The sequence below is a fragment of the Pseudomonas fluorescens genome (assembly GCF_902498195.1).
Taxonomy (GTDB): domain Bacteria; phylum Pseudomonadota; class Gammaproteobacteria; order Pseudomonadales; family Pseudomonadaceae; genus Aquipseudomonas; species Aquipseudomonas fluorescens_BU.
In genome coordinates, this window is the sequence record NZ_CABVIY010000005.1 from 344,671 (window position 1) to 362,738 (window position 18,068).

Annotated in this window: 18 protein-coding genes and 1 pseudogene; 11 read left to right on the forward strand and 8 right to left on the reverse strand. The window is 61.4% G+C overall.

Translation table 11 applies throughout. The features are described 5' to 3' along the window. Positions 1-212: 212 nt before the first annotated feature. On the reverse strand, positions 213-488 hold the full coding sequence (locus tag F8N66_RS20305; protein WP_150771891.1) for a polyhydroxyalkanoic acid system family protein: 276 nt from the start codon (positions 486-488) through the stop codon (positions 213-215). Positions 489-643: 155 nt separating this feature from the next. On the opposite strand from F8N66_RS20305, the gene ubiE reads away from it, so the two are divergent. The 11 genes and pseudogenes from ubiE (at position 644) to F8N66_RS32200 (ending at position 8,892) form a co-directional block, all read left to right on the forward strand. After that, positions 644-1,414: a bifunctional demethylmenaquinone methyltransferase/2-methoxy-6-polyprenyl-1,4-benzoquinol methylase UbiE gene (gene ubiE, locus F8N66_RS20310; protein WP_007989286.1), complete on the forward strand. Its 771-nt coding sequence runs from the start codon at positions 644-646 to the stop codon at positions 1,412-1,414. After that, entirely contained in the window at positions 1,414-2,037 is a 624-nt protein-coding gene (locus tag F8N66_RS20315; protein ID WP_150771892.1) for an SCP2 domain-containing protein, read from the forward strand. The genes ubiE and F8N66_RS20315 overlap by 1 nt, the downstream gene beginning before the upstream one ends. Then, positions 2,034-3,638 carry a ubiquinone biosynthesis regulatory protein kinase UbiB gene (gene ubiB / locus F8N66_RS20320; RefSeq protein WP_150771893.1) on the forward strand — a complete coding sequence of 535 codons (1,605 nt, stop codon included), beginning with the start codon at positions 2,034-2,036 and terminating at the stop codon, positions 3,636-3,638. The genes F8N66_RS20315 and ubiB overlap by 4 nt, the downstream gene beginning before the upstream one ends. A 161-nt stretch (positions 3,639-3,799) precedes the next feature. After that, complete coding sequence (gene hisI / locus F8N66_RS20325; RefSeq protein ID WP_123470722.1) at positions 3,800-4,201, forward strand: phosphoribosyl-AMP cyclohydrolase; 402 nt, start codon at positions 3,800-3,802, stop codon at positions 4,199-4,201. Next, positions 4,194-4,526 (forward strand): phosphoribosyl-ATP diphosphatase, encoded by a 333-nt coding sequence (locus F8N66_RS20330; RefSeq protein ID WP_046816939.1) that lies wholly within the window; start codon positions 4,194-4,196, stop codon positions 4,524-4,526. Before hisI ends, F8N66_RS20330 begins: the two co-directional genes overlap by 8 nt. Positions 4,527-4,551: 25 nt before the next feature. Next, positions 4,552-4,830, forward strand: coding sequence for a twin-arginine translocase TatA/TatE family subunit (locus tag F8N66_RS20335; protein ID WP_150771894.1), 279 nt, complete (start codon positions 4,552-4,554; stop codon positions 4,828-4,830). A gap of 10 nt (positions 4,831-4,840) precedes the next feature. After that, positions 4,841-5,269 (forward strand): Sec-independent protein translocase protein TatB, encoded by a 429-nt coding sequence (tatB, locus tag F8N66_RS20340; protein ID WP_150771895.1) that lies wholly within the window; start codon positions 4,841-4,843, stop codon positions 5,267-5,269. Further along, positions 5,266-6,060, forward strand: a complete 795-nt coding sequence (gene tatC, locus F8N66_RS20345; protein ID WP_150771896.1) for a twin-arginine translocase subunit TatC — start codon at positions 5,266-5,268, stop codon at positions 6,058-6,060. Before tatB ends, tatC begins: the two co-directional genes overlap by 4 nt. After that, complete coding sequence (locus tag F8N66_RS20350; protein WP_150771897.1) at positions 6,057-6,764, forward strand: 16S rRNA (uracil(1498)-N(3))-methyltransferase; 708 nt, start codon at positions 6,057-6,059, stop codon at positions 6,762-6,764. The genes tatC and F8N66_RS20350 overlap by 4 nt, the downstream gene beginning before the upstream one ends. Positions 6,765-6,975: 211 nt before the next feature. Then, positions 6,976-8,037: pseudogene (locus F8N66_RS32195) on the forward strand (methyl-accepting chemotaxis protein); the annotation flags it as partial. Positions 8,038-8,178: 141 nt separating this feature from the next. Continuing rightward, the gene (locus tag F8N66_RS32200) at positions 8,179-8,892 is read left to right on the forward strand and encodes a methyl-accepting chemotaxis protein (protein ID WP_412070748.1); all 714 of its coding nucleotides are present in this window, start codon (positions 8,179-8,181) and stop codon (positions 8,890-8,892) included. Between the two features lie 129 nt (positions 8,893-9,021). On the opposite strand, the gene F8N66_RS20360 is transcribed toward F8N66_RS32200, so the two are convergent. From F8N66_RS20360 to pip, 7 genes are all read right to left on the reverse strand, one after another. Further along, the gene (locus tag F8N66_RS20360) at positions 9,022-9,756 is read right to left on the reverse strand and encodes an amino acid ABC transporter ATP-binding protein (RefSeq protein WP_150771899.1); all 735 of its coding nucleotides are present in this window, start codon (positions 9,754-9,756) and stop codon (positions 9,022-9,024) included. After that, the gene (locus F8N66_RS20365; protein WP_150771900.1) at positions 9,749-10,708 is read right to left on the reverse strand and encodes an amino acid ABC transporter permease; all 960 of its coding nucleotides are present in this window, start codon (positions 10,706-10,708) and stop codon (positions 9,749-9,751) included. Before F8N66_RS20365 ends, F8N66_RS20360 begins: the two co-directional genes overlap by 8 nt. Before the next feature lie 133 nt (positions 10,709-10,841). After that, complete coding sequence (locus tag F8N66_RS20370; protein ID WP_150771901.1) at positions 10,842-11,639, reverse strand: transporter substrate-binding domain-containing protein; 798 nt, start codon at positions 11,637-11,639, stop codon at positions 10,842-10,844. A 189-nt stretch (positions 11,640-11,828) separates the two neighbouring features. Next, on the reverse strand, positions 11,829-14,399 hold the full coding sequence (gene mdoH / locus F8N66_RS20375; RefSeq protein ID WP_150771902.1) for a glucans biosynthesis glucosyltransferase MdoH: 2,571 nt from the start codon (positions 14,397-14,399) through the stop codon (positions 11,829-11,831). Then, positions 14,392-16,209 (reverse strand): glucan biosynthesis protein G, encoded by a 1,818-nt coding sequence (locus F8N66_RS20380; protein WP_150771903.1) that lies wholly within the window; start codon positions 16,207-16,209, stop codon positions 14,392-14,394. Before F8N66_RS20380 ends, mdoH begins: the two co-directional genes overlap by 8 nt. Before the next feature lie 321 nt (positions 16,210-16,530). Continuing rightward, on the reverse strand, positions 16,531-16,968 hold the full coding sequence (gene dtd, locus F8N66_RS20385; RefSeq protein WP_150771904.1) for a D-aminoacyl-tRNA deacylase: 438 nt from the start codon (positions 16,966-16,968) through the stop codon (positions 16,531-16,533). Then, entirely contained in the window at positions 16,965-17,936 is a 972-nt protein-coding gene (gene pip, locus F8N66_RS20390) for a prolyl aminopeptidase (protein ID WP_150771905.1), read from the reverse strand. The genes dtd and pip overlap by 4 nt, the downstream gene beginning before the upstream one ends. Between the last annotated feature and the right edge of the window lie 132 nt (positions 17,937-18,068).

An 18,068-nucleotide genomic window follows, 5' to 3' on the forward strand; every position in this document is an offset into this window, starting at 1 on the left:
GCCCGCGAAAAGTGTCGGGCTCAGGCACAAAGTAGGGAGAAAAATTAGAAACGGCACCCTAACAACTGACATAAACCTTTGGATTTACCAGGAACCAAATGTGGGAGCGGGCTTGCTCGCGAAGGCGTCGTGTCATTCAACATCTATGTCGACTGACACGACGCCTTCGCGAGCAAGCCCGCTCCCACATTGGATGGCATTTCAACCAACAATCAAACGAGGGCTTTATCCAGCGCCTTCTCGATTTCCGCCTTGATCATGCCGCTCATGGCCGACATCATCAGGCCCAATTCCACTTCGACCCGGATCGAATCGTCGGCGACATGCACCGCGCCTTTCACACCCGAGCGCTTGAGGTTCAAGGTGTCGCCGGACCATTGCGGCTCCAGGCCATATTGGTCGGAGAGTTTCTGCGCCAGTTTGTCGGCCTTCTCGCGCGCCGCTTCCTTACCCAGGCCGTGGGCACGCTCAACACTAATACGGGCCATCGATTGACTCCTGCTTTATGAATGCTTGCTCGATGAATCTTGACCGCCACTGCGGCAAAACGTCCCGAGGGTGATCCATCTTACCTTCAGCCTTGCCAAGACAAAGCATGTCATGGGGATTAGAATGTCGCGCATTCTCTTTTGGTGACAGCGATATGACTGATCAGCGCAAAGGCAGCGATGCCGAACCCACCACTCACTTCGGCTTCAAAAACGTTCCGGAAAGCCAGAAAGCGGAAAAAGTCGCTGAGGTTTTCCATTCGGTAGCCGCCAAGTACGACCTGATGAACGACCTCCTGTCGGGTGGCATGCACCGTCTGTGGAAGCGTTTCGCGATCGAGCTGTCGGGTGTACGCACCGGCAATCGCGTGCTCGACATCGCCGGCGGCACCGGCGACCTGACCCGCAAGTTTTCGCACCTGGTAGGTCCGACCGGCCAGGTGGTACTGGCCGACATCAACGAATCCATGCTCAAGGTCGGTCGTGACCGCCTGCTGGACCTGGGTGTGGCCGGCAACGTCGAATTCGTCCAGGCCGATGCGGAAAAACTGCCGTTCCCGGACAACCATTTCGACTGCGTGACCATCGCCTTCGGCCTGCGCAACGTCACTCACAAGGAAGACGCACTGCGCTCGATGCTGCGCGTGCTCAAGCCCGGCGGTCGCCTGCTGGTGCTGGAGTTCTCCAAGCCGACCAACGCGCTGATGTCCAAGGCCTACGACGCCTACTCGTTCGCCTTCATGCCGTTGATGGGCAAGCTGATCACCAACGACTCGGAAAGCTATCGCTACCTGGCCGAATCGATCCGCATGCACCCGAACCAGGAAACCCTGAAGTCGATGATGGTCGAGGCCGGTTTCGACCGCGTGACCTATCACAACATGACCGCCGGCATCGTCGCCCTGCATCGCGGCATCAAACCCTGATGCTGCTCGCCGGCCTGCTCGCCAGCGTAGAACTCGGTCTGAACCGGGTGCTGCGTCTCGACAGCACGGCGTTGCCGCGGCTCGCGCATTTGAGCGGCAAAGTGATTGCCGTCGATTGCCGCAGCCCGGCGTTGCACTTGTTCATCCTGCCCAGCGATGAAGGCCTGATGCTCGCCTCACAGTGGGAAACCGGCGCCGATTGCACCCTGCGCGCACCGGCCTCCAGCCTGTTGAAACTGGCGATGAGCAAGGACAAGACCGCCGTCCTGCATGCCCCTGAAGTCGAGCTCGATGGCGACAGCGGCGTGCTGCTGGAGCTGGCGGCCATCCTCCAGGACCTTGAGCTGGACTGGGAGTATGAGCTTTCGCGCTGGCTCGGCCCGGTCGCCACGCAACTGGTGGGTGGCCACCTGCGCAGCCGCGCCCGCTGGTATCAGCAAGGGTTTGCCAGCCTGGGCCAGAACCTGGGCGAATACCTGGCCGAAGAATCGCGCAGCCTCGTCGGCCAGCGTGAAGCCGAAGCCCGATTCAGTGAACTGGACCAGATCAAACTCGATCTGGAACGACTCGAGGCGCGTTTCGAGCGCCTTTCCCGATCCCTCGACCCAAGCGATAACGCATGAAGCTGCTTGCCGTCCGCCGTTTGTTGCGCATCCAGCGCGTCGTGATCCGCTACCGCCTCGATGACCTGCTGTTCGCCCTGCCACTGCCCTGGTTTCTCCTGGCGCTGCGCTATGCCTTGCCCTGGCGCTGGTTCCCGCGCAAGACCCTGGACCTGAGCCGTGGCGCGCGCTTGCGCCTGGCGTTGCAAGACCTGGGGCCGATCTTCATCAAGTTCGGGCAGATCCTGTCCACCCGTCGCGACCTGCTGCCCGAAGACATCGCCGATGAGTTGATGAAGTTGCAAGACCGCGTGCCGCCGTTCGACTCGCAAGTGTCGGTCAAGCTGATCGAAGAGCAGCTCGGCAAGAAGATCAGTGAAGTATTCAGCCGTTTCGACGTTGAGCCCCTGGCCTCGGCCTCGGTGGCACAGGTGCACGCCGCGCAGCTGAAAACCGGCGAAGAAGTCGTCGTCAAAGTGATCCGCCCAGGCCTCAAGCCGGTGATTGCCCAGGACCTGGCCTGGCTGTTCATCCTCGCCCGCGCCGCCGAAAAAGTCTCCGCCGATGCTCGCCTGCTGCACCCGGTGGACGTGGTCAGCGACTACGAAAAAACCATCTACGACGAACTCGACCTGCTGCGCGAGGCGGCCAACGCCAGCCAGTTGAAGCGCAATTTCGAAGGTTCGCCGCTGCTCTACGTGCCGCAGGTCTATTGGGACTGGTGCCGGCCGAAAGTGCTGGTGATGGAGCGCATCTACGGGATTCAGGTCACCGACCTGGCCACCCTGGCCGACCAGCGCACCGACATGAAAATGCTCGCCGAACGCGGCGTGGAGATCTTCTTCACCCAAGTGTTCCGCGACAGCTTCTTCCATGCCGACATGCATCCCGGCAACATCTTCGTCAGCACCGTGAGCCCGTGGAGCCCGCAGTACATCGCGATCGACTGCGGCATCGTCGGCAGCCTTACCCCCGAAGACCAGGATTACCTGGCGCGCAACCTGTTCGCCTTCTTCAAGCGTGATTATCGGCGCGTGGCGCAATTGCACATCGATTCGGGCTGGGTACCAGCGGAAACCAAGCTCAACGAATTCGAAGCGGCGATCCGTACCGTGTGCGAGCCGATCTTCGAAAAACCGTTAAAAGATATTTCCTTCGGTCAGGTGCTGATGCGCCTGTTCCAGACCGCGCGCCGCTTCAACATGGAAGTGCAGCCACAACTCGTGCTGCTGCAAAAAACCCTGTTGAACATCGAAGGCCTGGGCCGTCAGCTGTACCCGGACCTCGACCTGTGGAACACCGCGCAGCCGTTCCTCGAACGCTGGATGCGCGAACGTGTCAGTCCGAAGGCCCTGTTCAGCAACGTGCAGAGCCAGTTCGAACAGATCCCGCACCTGGCCAACATGACCCGCGACCTGCTCGAACGCATGTCCCAGCCCCACGCCAACGATCCGCCACCACCGTGGCACCGCCGCCGCGACGACTGGTTCCTGCGCCTGCTGGGCACCGCGCACCTGGCCGGCGGCGCTATCCTCGCCGCCGGGGGGCCGCTGAACCAGTTGGCCTATTGGCCGGCGGGCATCATGATGGCCGTCGGCTTGTATCTGGTCGTCCGTCGATAGCATGAATCAGCGGCAAGTTATAAGCTGCAAGCGACACTCGTAGCACTCATGTTTAATTCACGCCTGTCGATCGGCGTTGCACAATACGAAAGAACGAAGTGGACTGGCTTTTACTGGTGGCTTGAAGCTTGAAGCTTGTCGCTGCACCTCGGGAACTGAAGATGAAAAACTGGCTGGACGAGATCAAGTGGGATGCTGATGGCCTGGTGCCGGCGATTGCCCAGGATCACAAGACCGGGCGCGTCCTGATGATGGCCTGGATGAACCGCGAAGCATTGGAGCTGACCGCTGCCGAGAACCGCGCGATCTACTGGTCACGCTCCCGCGGCAAGCTGTGGCGCAAGGGCGAAGAGTCCGGCCACGTGCAGACCCTGCATGAGATGCGCCTGGATTGTGACGCCGATGTCATCATCCTGATGGTCGAGCAGATCGGCGACATCGCCTGCCACACCGGCCGTCAGAGCTGCTTCTACCGCGTCTTCGAGAACGGCGACTGGAAAACCGTCGATCCGGTCTTGAAAGACCCGCACGCCATCTATTGCGCAGGACACAAACATGAGTGACACGCTGACCCGCCTGGCCCAGGTACTGGAAGAACGCAAAGGCGCTGCCGCCGACAGTTCTTACGTCGCCAGCCTGTACCACAAGGGCTTGAACAAGATTCTGGAAAAAGTCGGCGAAGAGTCGGTCGAGACCATCATTGCCGCCAAGGATGCCGCCGTCAGCGGCGACTGCAGCGATGTGATCTACGAAACCGCCGATTTGTGGTTCCACAGCATGGTCATGCTCGCCCAATTGGGGCAGCATCCACAGGCTGTACTCGATGAGCTTGACCGTCGCTTCGGTCTGTCCGGACACGCCGAGAAAGCCTCGCGCCCGTCCGCCTGAACAACTATTAGAGAGGAGCAGCAACATGGGCATTTTTGACTGGAAACACTGGATCGTCATCCTGGTTGTTGTCGTGCTGGTATTCGGCACCAAGAAACTGAAAAACCTCGGCACCGACGTCGGCGAGTCGATCAAGGGCTTTCGCAAAGCCATGAACGACGACGAAAAACCGGTCGATCCGACCGCGACCCCGGCCCAACCGGTTCCGCCTGTCCAGCCGCAAGCCACGCAGTCCGTGAACCAGCCGCACACCATCGACGTGCAGGCGCAAAAAGTCGAAGAGCCGATCCGCAAAGACGTGTGAGCACTGACTAATGTTTGGTATCAGCTTCTCTGAACTGCTGCTCGTCGGCCTCGTTGCCCTGCTGGTGCTGGGTCCTGAGCGCCTGCCGGGCGCTGCGCGCACCGCCGGCCTGTGGGTCGGTCGCCTGAAGCGCAGCTTCAACGCGATCAAACAGGAAGTTGAACGTGAAATCGGTGCCGACGAAATTCGTCGGCAACTGCACAACGAACACATTCTGTCGCTGGAACAGGAAGCGCGGAAGATTTTCACGCCGACCCAGCAGGAACCCGTGCCGGTCACGCCTGAGGCGACCCCGACAATTCATGCGCCTGCCGCCGAAGCGGCACCGGTTGAACCGACTCCCGTTGTTGCAGCGACTCCGGTTGAACCCGTTGCTCCAGCCGCCGCGCCGATCACGCCGGCGCCTCACGACACCCCTTTGCCGCCGCGAGCCCCATGAGCGATCTTCCTGAAAACGACCAGCACATGCCGCTGGTTTCGCACCTCACCGAGCTGCGTACCCGTCTGCTGCGCTGCGTAGCGGCGATCTTCATCATCTTCGCCGGGTTGTTCGCCTTCACCCAGCAGATCTATACCTTCGTCTCCACGCCGCTGCGCCAGTACCTGCCAGTGGGCGCGACGATGATTGCCACCGATGTGTCGTCGCCGTTCCTGACGCCACTGAAGCTGACGATGATGGTCTCGCTGTTCCTGGCGATCCCGGTGATCCTGCACCAGATCTGGGGCTTCATCGCGCCGGGCCTGTACAAGCACGAAAAACGCATCGCCGTGCCCTTGCTGGTGTCGAGCATCATGCTGTTCTATGCCGGCATGGCGTTCGCCTACTACCTGGTATTCCCGCTGATCTTCAAATTTTTCGCCTCCGCCACCCCGGCCGGCGTGGAGATGATGACCGACATCAGCAGCTACCTCGACTTCGTCATGACCCTGTTCTTCGCCTTCGGCGTGGCGTTCGAAATCCCGGTGGCCGTGGTGCTGCTGGTGTGGATCGGCGTGGTCGACGTCAAGTACCTGAAGAAAATCCGCCCGTACGTGATCATCGGCTGCTTCGTGGTCGGCATGATCCTGACGCCGCCGGACATCTTCTCGCAAACGCTGCTGGCCGTGCCGATGTGGCTGTTGTTCGAGATCGGCATCCTGTTTGGCGGCCTGATCAGCAAGCGTGGCGAACATCCGGATGACCAGCCGGCTGACGATCACAACGACCAGCCGCCAGCGACCCAACCGTGAACCTGCTGCTCCTCGAAGAGGCCGATTTCATTGCGGCCGACCGTGTAGTGCTGCGTGATCGCCGGTTGACGCACATGCAGGAAGTCCATCGCTGTGAAGTCGGTGACAGCATGCGCGTCGGACGGATCGGCGGCTTGATGGGTTCGGCCGAGGTATTGCGCCTGGACGCCGCTGAAGCGGAATTGCGCGTCACCCTCGACCAGCCGCCACCGGCCAAGCTGCCGTTGACCCTGGTGCTGGCCCTGCCACGGCCCAAGATGCTCCGCAGGGTGTTTCAGACCATTGCGGCCATGGGAGTGCCACGCGTGGTGCTGGTGAACAGCTATCGCGTCGAGAAGAGCTTCTGGCAGACCCCGTTCCTGGAGCCGGCAGCGATTCGCGAGCAGTTGATCCTCGGCCTCGAACAGGCCCGGGACAGCGTGCTGCCCGAGGTCATCATCGAGAAGCGCTTCAAGCCGTTCGTCGAGGACCGCCTGCCGGCGATCACCGAGGGCACCCTAGGGCTGGTGGGCCATCCGGGCCCCTACCCGCCCTGCCCGCGCGCGCTGAATGAACCGGTGACCCTGGCCATTGGTCCCGAAGGCGGCTGGATTCCCTACGAAATCGATTTGCTCGGTCAATCCGGCCTGCAACCGGTTCAGCTCGGCGAACGCATCCTGCGCGTCGAAACCGCCGTGACGGCGCTGCTGGCACGCCTTTTCTAGCGTCACGCACCATCCCTTGTGGGAGCGGGCTTGCTCGCGAAAGCGGTGCGTGCGCCACTTCATCGTTGACTGATACTCCGCTTTCGCGAGCAAGCCCGCTCCCACAGGTCATCATAGGCACCGCCCGTCCATCGGGTGCCGCCTACAGAACCCCATGCCCCTGCCGATATAACCTCCATGAAACCAATGTATGGTCCGAGGGAGTTGCAGCATGTACCAATGGCTGGCGGAGAAGCTGGGGAACGTAAGCGTCAATCGCAAACTGGGCGTCGGGTTCGGCCTGGTGTTGCTGCTGACATTGCTGATCACCGTCACGGGCTGGACCGGCCTCAGCGACGTGACAAGTCGCGGCGATAAGCTGGGTTTCATTTCCGATATCAACGGACTGACCAAAGACCTGCGCATCGCCCGCCTGGACTACGAAATGCGCCGTGGCGAACAAGGCCCGGCGGCCGTCAACGAGATGCTGGGCAAGATCGACAGCGGCCTGCAAGCGGCCCGCCAGATGATCGAGCAGCCCGCCGACGTGGCCATGATCGACCAGCAACTGGCCGCCGTCAGCCAGTACAAACAAGCCTTCGCCGCCATGACCCAGGCCGGCGCCAACCGCGAAGACGCCCGGGGTAAACTCGGCGCCACCGCCGACAATGCCGTGGCCAGGGTCGCCGAAGTCGAAAAATCCATGCTGCAGGGCGACAGCGTGGCCCAGTTCAACAGCGTGATCGACCTGAGCAAACTGATCCAGCAAGCACGCTTCCAGGTTCGCGGCTACACCTACAGCGGCAAGACCGAGGCCGAGCAGCCTGCGCTGGACGCCATCGACAATGCCCTGAAATACCTTGAAAGCCTGCCCTCGAAACTGCCGGAACAACACATCGCCAACCTGCAACAAGCGACCGACTCGCTCAAGGCCTACCGGGCCGCCGTCAGCCAATTCGGGGGTTCCCAGGTTGCCAGCGCCGACGCGCTCAAACGCATGGCGGCCCAAGGTGAAATCCTGCTCGATGTGAGCAAGAAACTCACCCTCTCGCAAACCACCGTGCGCGACACCGATGTGGCCCACGCCAGGAACATGCTGCTGCTGGCCACCGTCCTGGCCCTGGCCTTTGGCCTGTTCGCCGCCTGGGCCATCACCCGGCAGATCGTGATTCCGCTGAACCAGACCCTCAAGGTTGCGGAACGCATCGCGGCCGGCGACCTGACCCACAACCTGGTCTCCAAGCGCCAGGACGAACTGGGCCAGTTGCAACGCGCCATCCAGAGCATGACCCAGGGCCTGCGCGAACTGATCGGTGGCATCAGCGACGGCGTGACCCAGATCGCCAGCGCCGCCGAAGAGCTGTCGGCCGTCACCGAGCAGACCAGCGCCGGGGTCAATAGCCAGAAGGTCGAGACCGATCAGGTGGCCACCGCCATGAACGAAATGACCGCCACCGTGCAGGAAGTCGCGCGCAACGCCGAAGAAGCCTCCGAAGCGGCCGTCGCGGCCGACCAGCAGGCCCGCGAGGGTGACAAGGTGGTCGGCGAAGCCATCGCCCAGATCGAGCGCCTGGCCCTGGAAGTGGGTCATTCCACCGAGGCCATGGGTGAACTCAAGCGTGAAAGCGACAAGATCGGCAGCGTGCTCGACGTGATCAAGTCCGTGGCCCAGCAAACCAACCTGCTGGCGCTCAACGCCGCCATCGAAGCCGCCCGCGCCGGTGAAGCCGGACGCGGCTTTGCGGTGGTCGCCGACGAAGTCCGCAGCCTGGCCCAGCGCACCCAGAAATCCACCGAAGAGATCGAGGAGCTGATCGTCGGCCTGCAAAACGGCACCCAGCAAGTGGCGACCATCATGGACAACAGCCGCAGCCTGACCGACAGCAGCGTCGAACTGACCCGCCGCGCCGGGGGCTCGCTGGAAAGCATCACCCGCACGGTGTCGGCGATCCAGGCAATGAACCAGCAGATCGCGGCCGCGGCCGAACAGCAAAGCGCCGTGGCCGAAGAGATCAACCGCAGCGTGCTGAATGTGCGTGATGTGTCGGATCAGACGTCGGCGGCGAGTGAAGAGACCGCGGCGTCCAGCGTTGAGCTGGCGCGGTTGGGGACGCATCTGCAGATGCTGGTGGGCAGGTTCAAGGTTTGAGCTGATCCACCTGCTTCGGTTCGCGTGAAACCGGGTTGATGCCTTCGCGAGCAAGCCCGCTCCCACAGGAGTATGCGGTCAACTGTGGGAGCGGGCTTGCTCGCGAAGGCGGCCGTACGATCGCCGCAATTAGAGAACCTGGCGCAAGAACGCCTGAGCCCGCGGATCCTTCGGCGCATCAAAAAACTCCGCCGGCGAAGCATCTTCCAGCAACTTACCGTGATCGAAGAACAGCACCCGATCCGCCACTTCCCGCGCAAACCCCATTTCGTGGGTCACGCAGACCATGGTCATGCCTTCCACGGCCAGGGTTTTCATCACGTCCAGCACTTCACCGACCATTTCCGGGTCCAGCGCCGAGGTCGGTTCGTCGAACAACATGACCTTGGGCTCCATCGCCAGCGCCCGGGCAATCGCCACGCGCTGTTGCTGTCCGCCGGACAGGCGCGATGGAAACTCGTGGGCCTTCTGCGCAATCCCGACCTTTTCCAGCAGCGCCATAGCCTTGGCCTCACGCTCTTTCTTGCCGCGCTTGCGCACGACTTTCTGGGCCAGGCAGAGGTTTTCCAGCACGGTCATGTGCGGGAACAGGTTGAAGTGCTGGAACACCATGCCGACTTCCCGGCGATAGGCGTTCACATCGGTCTTCGGGTCGGCCAGTTGCAGGCCGTCGATGCTCACCGAACCGGAATCGAACTCTTCCAGGCCATTGAGGCAGCGCAGAAAGGTCGACTTGCCGGAACCGGACGGGCCGATCACCACCAGCACTTCGCCCTTGGCCACACTCGTGGAAACGTTATCCACCGCGCGCACCACCTGGCCGCGGGTGTCGAAGACTTTAACCAGATCGCGGACTTCAATCACTTTGCGCGAGCCTCCGCTCAAGCCGGCCGGCGATTTTCGACAGCGGCAGGTTGATCAACAAATACAGACCGGCAACGCAGAACAGAATTTCGAACGGCGAAAATGAGGTCGTGATGACTTCACGACCGCTTTTGAGCAGTTCGGTAATCGCGATCACCGATACCAGCGAGGTGTCCTTCACCAGGCTGATGAATTGCCCGGCCAAGGGTGGCAGCACACGTTTGAACGCTTGCGGCAGCACCACGTGACGCATCGACTGGCCTGCGCTCAAGCCCAGGGAGCGCGCGGCTTCGTTCTGGCCACGGGCAATCGACTGCACGCCGGAGCGGATAATTTCCGCCACATAGGCACCGGTGAACAGCGACAGCGCGGCGATACCGGCGAATTCGCGGGACAGGTTCATCACCGTGCCGATGAAGAAGTAGAAAATGAAGATCTGCACCAACAACGGCGTGCCGCGCACCAGTTCGACGTAGATCGTCGAGAGATCACGCAGGGTCGGGTTGTTCGACAGCCGGCACAGACCGGTGGCGAGGCCGATCAGCAGCCCGAGCACGCCCGACACGACCGACAGCCACAACGTGGTCCAAAGCCCCCACATCAGCGGGCCTGCGGCCCAATGGCGGGTTACGCCGATGACATCGCCTTCGGCCACATCATCGCCCTGGGCGACTTGCAGGCTGTTTTCGTCGACGACCAGCTGCTGCTCGTCACCTGCGTCGTTGCGCAGGGTGACCTCAACCTTGTCGCCCTTGCGCACCAGTTCGCTGACGGTGGAGATGTCCGCGGCACGCTGGGTCTCTTCGGCGTGGTAGGCGAAGTATTGCGGCACGCGATTCCAGCGCCATTCGTAGGACATCAGCGAGGTGGCGTAATACAGCGCGCCGGCCAGGCCGACCAGCACCAGCACGGTCAATACGTGCCAGGGCCATTGGGCTTTTCTTTGTTTCATTGAGTCTGAAGGTTCCGAAATCTTTATTGCATTGAGGCCGTCTTCGCGAGCAAGCCCGCTCCCACATTCGAATGCATTCCAATGTGGGAGCGGGCTTGCTCGCGAATGGGACGACTCGGTCTAACTGACCGGGTTACTCCATGTCCTTGAGCCACTCGGTGCTCTTGAACCACTTGTCATGGATGCGATCGTAGGTGCCGTCTTCGTGGATCTGGTGCAGGAAGTTGTTGATGAAGTTGATGCTGTCGTAGTCACCCTTCTTCAGGCCGAAGGCCAGCGGCTCGTAGGTGAACGGCTTGTCGAGGAACACCAGCTTGCCGTTGCCGACCTTGCTCAGCGCCACGACGTTGTAAGGCGCGTCGTAGATAAAGGCGTCAGCCTTGCCGTTGACCACGTCGAGTACCGCTTCCTGCTCGTTGTCGTAGCCGTGGTACTTGGCTTTGGAAATCAGCTTCTTGGCAACCATCTCGCCGGTGGTGCCGAGCTTGGAGGTGATGCGGTAGTCGGCGGTGTTCAGGTCTTTATAGGACTTGATGGTGCCTTCCAGCTCCTTGCGGATCAGCAGCGTCTGGCCGACCACGATGAAAGGTTCGCTGAAGTTAAGGCGCAGGTTGCGTTCCTGGGTCAGGGTCATGCCGCTGCCGATCATGTCGAACTTGTCGGTCAGCAGCGCCGGGATAATGCCGTCGTAACCGGTGGACACCAGCTCCAGCTTGACGCCCATGGCCTTGGTCATGGCTTTGAGGATGTCGACTTCGAAACCGATGATCTCGCCACGCTTGTTGGTCATCTCGAACGGCATGTAGGTCGGGTCCATGCCGACTTTCAATGTGCCGCGCTTGACCGCGTCATCAATGGCCCCGGCCTGCGCCGTGCCGATTGCAACCCATGCCGTGACGCCGACCAGCAGCATCGACAGATACTTCTTCATCTTCAAGTCCCCCAAAACCATTGTGGTTGCGGCGCGAAATCGACAGTTTCCCAACGAAAACCGATAGATACGGACACAAAACGGTCCGGGCGCACGAATTCGGGGACGGATGCTAACGCACTCGCTCGATTGCACAAGGGTTCAGGCAGGATTTAGGACAATAAAAAACCCGCTTTCGCGGGTTTTTTATCAGGCCAACTGAGGCTGGATGCTCAGCGGCTTGAGCGGCAACAGCGGTGCATGGGGGTCGGCCTTGACCGACTTGCGCCATGCGCCCAGCCACTCGGGGTGGCCTTCGCTCCAGACCTGATCATGCAAGCGAGCCAATGCCACCGGGTCGCTCAGCAGTTGCACACGCTCGTTGTTGCTCAGGCCTTCAGGCCCGACCTTCATGGCGTGGCGTACCCGCTCGACCCGCAGCCACTCAATCGGCTCGGCCTCACGGTGACGAGAGGTCGCCAGCGAGCACGCCAGGGCGTTCTGCTGTGGATCGACCACGGAACGGACAAAGCCGTCGTTCAGCGCGTGATAACGGTTTTCGTGGGTGTACTGGTCGGTGGCCAGCAACGCCTGTGGCGGATTGTATTCCTCAGGGATCAGGAACAGGCTCTCGTCACGGGACTTGAGACCCAGGCCGACACGGCTGGAGATCACGGAAACCGGAATCGACAGCATCAACGAACCGACGATCGGCACCAGCCACCACAGGAAGCTCGGGTTCAGCCAGATCACCAGTAGGGCCCAGAAGAAGCCCAGCAGGGTTTGCGGGCCGTGGCGCTTGACCGCCTCGCTCCATGGCGTGGAGTCGTCGTCACGCTGCGGCGAATTCCAGGTTGCGGCCCAGCCGAGGAACGCGGCGAGGACGAAACGGGTGTGGAAAATCATCCGTACCGGCGCCAGCAGCATGGAGAACAGCATCTCCAGCAGCATCGACAACGTCACCTTGAACTTGCCACCGAACTCTTTCGCGCCCTTGGCCCAGATCAGGATGATGCTCAGCAATTTCGGCAGGAACAGCAGCACGATCGTGGTCGAGAACAACGCAATCGCCTTGTCCGGGTGCCATTGCGGCCACAGCGGATAGAGCTGGCGCGGTTCAAGGAAGTACTGCGGCTCCATCAACGTGTTGACCGCCAGCAGCGCCGTCGACAGCACGAGGAAGAAGAACCACAGCGGCGCCGACAGGTACGACATCACGCCGGTCAGGAACACCGCGCGGTGCACCGGGTGCATGCCCTTGACCAGGAACAGGCGGAAGTTCATCAGGTTACCGTGGCACCAGCGACGGTCACGCTTGAGCTCGTCCAGCAGGTTCGGCGGCAATTCTTCATAGCTGCCCGGCAAGTCGTAGGCAATCCACACGCCCCAACCGGCACGGCGCATCAGCGCGGCTTCGACGAAGTCGTGGGACAGGATCGCACCGGCGAAGGCACCCTTGCCCGGCAACGGCGCCAGGGCACAGTGCTCGATGAACGGCTTCATGCGGATGATCGCGTTGTGGCCCCAGTAGTGCGATTCGCCCAATTGCCAGAAGTGCAGGCCGGCGGTGAACAGCGGACCGTACACACGGGTGGCAAACTGCTGCATGCGCGCATACAGGGTGTCCATGCCCGACGCACGTGGCGCGGTCTGGATGATCCCGGCGTCCGGCGTGGCTTCCATCAAGCGCACCAGACTGGTCAGGCACTCGCCGCTCATCACGGAGTCGGCGTCGAGCACGACCATGTATTTGTAGTCACCGCCCCAACGACGGCAGAAGTCGTCGAGGTTGCCGCTTTTACGTTTTACGCGACGACGGCGGCGGCGATAGAAAATCTTGCCGAAGCCCTTGGCTTCGCGGCAGACGTCCAGCCAGGCCTGCTGCTCGGCAACGCAGATATCGGCGTCGTTACTGTCGCTGAGGACGAAGAAGTCGAAACGGTCCAGGTCACCCGTGGCCGCGACCGACTCGAACGTCGCACGCAGACCGGCGAATACCCGTGGCACGTCTTCGTTGCAGATCGGCATCACCAGGGCGGTACGCGCGCTCTTCGGAATCGGCTCATTGCCAGCACTTTTACCGGAAATGCGGTACTTATCGTGACCGGTCAGCAATTCGAGGAAGCCCATCAGCGCGGTCCAGAAACCGGCCGACACCCAGCAGAACAGAATCCCGAACAGGATCAGGATGCTGGTTTGCAGCGCATACGGCAGCACTTGCGTGGCGGTTTGCAGGAGCGGCTGGTGCAGGACTTCGTCGAGATCGACGAACGACCAGCCCTGGTACGGCATGATGCCTTTCATGTACCAACCGGCGACGATGGTCTGACCGAGCATCAGCACCAGCAGAATGTAACGCCGGATCGAACCGACGGTGCGCCAGCGCGCCGCCGGCAGCACGTTCGCGTCTTTCGGCGGCTGCGGCGGGTTGGTGCGACCGGTCAGGCGGCGCCAGCCACGCACCAGGATATTGGTGCGCCACGGCTCCGGCACGACCTTGGTCCGACGAATCGGCGGCGTGGCCTTGAGGCAAACCCGACCGCTGGCGTCGAGCGCCAGCATTTCGGCGTCCTGCAATTCTTCGGCGGTGCTCAGGGTCAGGCGCGTGCCGACCGACGCCTGGGCGGCGTCGGTCGGTGCGTCGAAAGCCTGGGACGACAGACGCTCGTGCAGCTCGCTGAAAGACTGGCAGCCCGCGAGTTCCGCGCGCTGCTGGTCGGTCATCGGCAGATGGGCCAGATACTCCGACAGAGTCTCTGGCTGTACTTGAGAATTACTCATCGGCAGGCAACTGATAGCTCCAGGTCTCGGTCAGGACTTCTTCAGTCGATGCCGATTCCGGTGTGGCTGGGGCCGCGTCGGCAGCAGCAGGCTGCTTGGCGTCATTGTTGTTCGCCTTGTCCTTGGCATCTGCGACCGGCTTGGCTTCGGCCTGTTTGGCCTCGGCTGCCTTCGCGTCCTTCTCCACTTTCTCGGCTTGCTTGGCGGCGACTTTGTCGGCCTTGGCAACGGAAGAAGTGGACGCTGGAATCGAAGTTTTGGCCAGGTCGGCAGGCACGATGTTCTGCACCAGTGCGGCACGCATCTCGGTGGACTTGCCCGGATCCTTGATCTTCATGCGCAGGGTCAGGCGCCAGCCCTTGGTTTCAGGGTTGTAGCGCACGCTGTTCTCGACCAGTTCGGCGTTGTCGCCGACGCTGACCTGGCTGCGCACGTCCGCGTCCGGTGGCAATGCCGCCAGGGACGGGCCTTCGAAGTCCACCAGATAAGCAACGCTGCCGTCCGGTTGACGGATCAGGTTGGACTGTTTGACATCACCGGTGGATTTCAGGGTCTGGCTGACCCAGGCGCTGTCAGGTGCGTGCAGTGCCGCTTCGTCCATGGTCCAGTGCATGCGATAGGCGAAGTCCAGCGGCTTGCCTGGCTCCGGCATCGTTTCCGGGCTCCAGAAAGCCACGATATTGTCGTTGGTTTCGTCGGCGGTCGGAATCTCGACCAGATCGACGGTGCCCTTGCCCCAATCGCCTTTTGGTTCGATCCAGGCGCTTGGGCGCTTGTCGTAGCGGTCGTCGAGGTCTTCGTAGTGGCTGAAGTCGCGGCCACGTTGCAGCAAGCCGAAGCCACGCGGGTTCTCGACCGAGAAGTTGCTCACCGCCAGGTGTTTCGGGTTGTTCAGCGGACGCCAGATCCATTCGCCGTTGCCGGCATGGATCGCCAGGCCGCTGGAATCGTGCAGCTCACGACGGTAGTTGAGGACTTTCGACGGCTGGTTGGCGCCGAACAGGAACATGCTGGTCAGAGGCGCGATGCCCAGTTTGCCGACCTTGTCGCGCAGGAACATCTGCGCCTTGACGTCGACAATGGTGTCGCTGCCCGGACGCAGGGTCAGGCGATAGGCACCAGTCGCCCGTGGCGAATCCAGCAGCGCGAAGATCACCAGGTGCTTGTCGCCCGGCTTTGGCTGTTGAATCCAGAACTCGCGAAAACGCGGGAATTCTTCACCGGATGGCAACGCGGTATCGATCGCCATGCCGCGAGCGGACAGACCGTAGACGTGACCCTTGCCGACGACGCGGAAATAACTCGCGCCCAGCATGGTCATGATTTCGTCTTGCTTGTCGGCCTTGTTCACCGGGTAGAGCACGCGGAAACCGGCGTAGCCCAGTTGTTCGGTGGCTTTTGGATCGAACTTGAGGTCGCCGAAATCGAAACGACTCGGGTCGTACTTGATCTCTTCGACGGTGTTCGCCGTGATTTCGTTGATTTTCACCGGCGTGTCGAAATGCATGCCCTGGTGATAGAACGACAGCTTGAACGGGGTTTTCTGATCCGCCCATTCGGCTTTTTCCGTCAGAAAACGAATTTTCTGATAGTCGGCGAACTTCATTTCACGGAATTCGTTCGGCAGGTTACTGCGCGGCGCTTCGTACTTCTGGGCGGCCAGCTCTTTAGCCTTGACCGATACATCATCCAGATTGAATGCCCAAAGCTGGCCGGCGCTGAGCAGGCAGAACAGTGCCGAGCCCGCTACCAGAGCGCTACGTAAGCGTTTGGCAGACAATTTTGGTGCGTTACAGGGACTAACAATCACGAGCAACCCTCGCCGAAAACAGATCAAAAAACCAACGGCCAGTTGAAGGGTCTGCAAGGTTTCCGATACGAAAAACCGGCCTTGCCGACCACTCTTGCCAAGTTGGCGAGCATTGTTCCGACTCCGATGGGACAAAATGAGTTCCCCAAACGGTTCAGGACAAGTCTCTACCTAAGTCAAAATGGACCAACGAACGCTGATCCCCGTAGCGCGCGATTATCTAGTAGGCCGCGTTACAACGCATCAGGGGTAACAAAGTATTTATCGGGAAAAACGCCTGTTTTCAGTCGAAAAGCGCTTAAAAAGATGTTTCAAGCGCTTTCAGGTCTGTAACAGGAAGGTTACCGGGCCATCATTGACCAGGTGCACCTGCATATCCGCGCCGAATCTACCTGATGCCACAGTGCCATGCACCTGTTTCGCTTTGCCTAATAGATAGTCGAACAGCTCCTCGCCCAAGGCGGGGGGGGCCGCGGTCGAGAAACCCGGGCGCAACCCGCTCCTGGTATCGGCGGCCAGGGTGAACTGCGAGACCAGCAGCAAACCGCCGCCCACATCCGCCAGGGACAGGTTCATCTTGCCCTCGGCGTCGCTGAACACCCGATAGTTAAGCAGCTTATTGAGAAGTTTGTCGGCGCTGGCCCGAGTGTCCTGGGGCTCGACGGCCACCAGTACCAGCAAACCCTGGTCGACCGCGCCCACCACCTCGCCCGCTACCTCGACGCGCGCGCCACGCACACGCTGCAACAGGCCCTTCATGCTTCGTCGGGGGCCAGGTCGAGCAGGCGCCGCGCCATCCGATCGGCAGCACGCACCAAGGCATCGGTAATCCCCGGTTCGGCGGCGGCATGGCCGGCATCCCGGATGATTTGCAGTTCGCTGTTGGGCCAGGCCTGGTGCAATTCCCAGGCGTTATCCAGCGGGCAAATCACGTCATAGCGACCATGGATGATCACACCGGGCAGGTGGGCGATCTTGCCCATGTCGCGGATCAACTGATTGGGTTCAAGGAAGGCGTTGTTGGTGAAGTAGTGGCATTCGATGCGAGCGATGGACAGCGCGCGCTGAGGCTCGGAGAAACGATCGACCACCAGTGGGTTCGGACGCAGGGTCGCGGTCCGGCCCTCCCAGGTGGACCACGCCTTGGCCGCGTGCATCTGGGCAATCTGGTCGTTGCCGGTCAGGCGCCTGTGGAACGCACCGAGCAAATCGCCGCGCTCGTCCTGCGGGATGGGCGCGATGTAGTCCTGCCAGTAATCGGGGAACAGCCGGCTGGCACCGGCCTGATAGAACCATTCGATTTCCTGCGGGCGGCACAGGAAAATCCCGCGCACGATCAGGCCGTGCACCCGCTCCGGGTGGGTTTGCGCGTAGGCCAGCGCCAGGGTCGAGCCCCAGGAGCCGCCGAACAGCACCCATTTGTCGATGCCCAGGTGTTCGCGGATCCGCTCAAGGTCGGCGACCAGGTCCCAGGTGGTGTTGTTTTCCAGGCTGGCGTGGGGGGTGGAGCGCCCGCAACCGCGCTGGTCGAAGGTGACGATGCGATACAGATTGGGATCGAAGTAGCAGCGGCTCTGGGCATCGCACCCGGCGCCGGGGCCGCCGTGAATGAACACCACCGGCAAGCCTTCCGGTGAACCGCTTTCGTCGACATACAGCGTGTGGGTCTCATCGACGGCCAGATCGTGCCGGGCGTAGGGTTTGATCTGCGGGTACAAAGTCTGCATTGCGCGCTCCGTAAGGGGTCGAGTTCATCCCTGGGGGGACTTCTATTATTCTGCCGTCCGGCATCATAAACCCGAATTACGTCAATGAGCATGCACTTGCAGAGCCAGAGTTTTTCGCCCCTGAAAAGATCG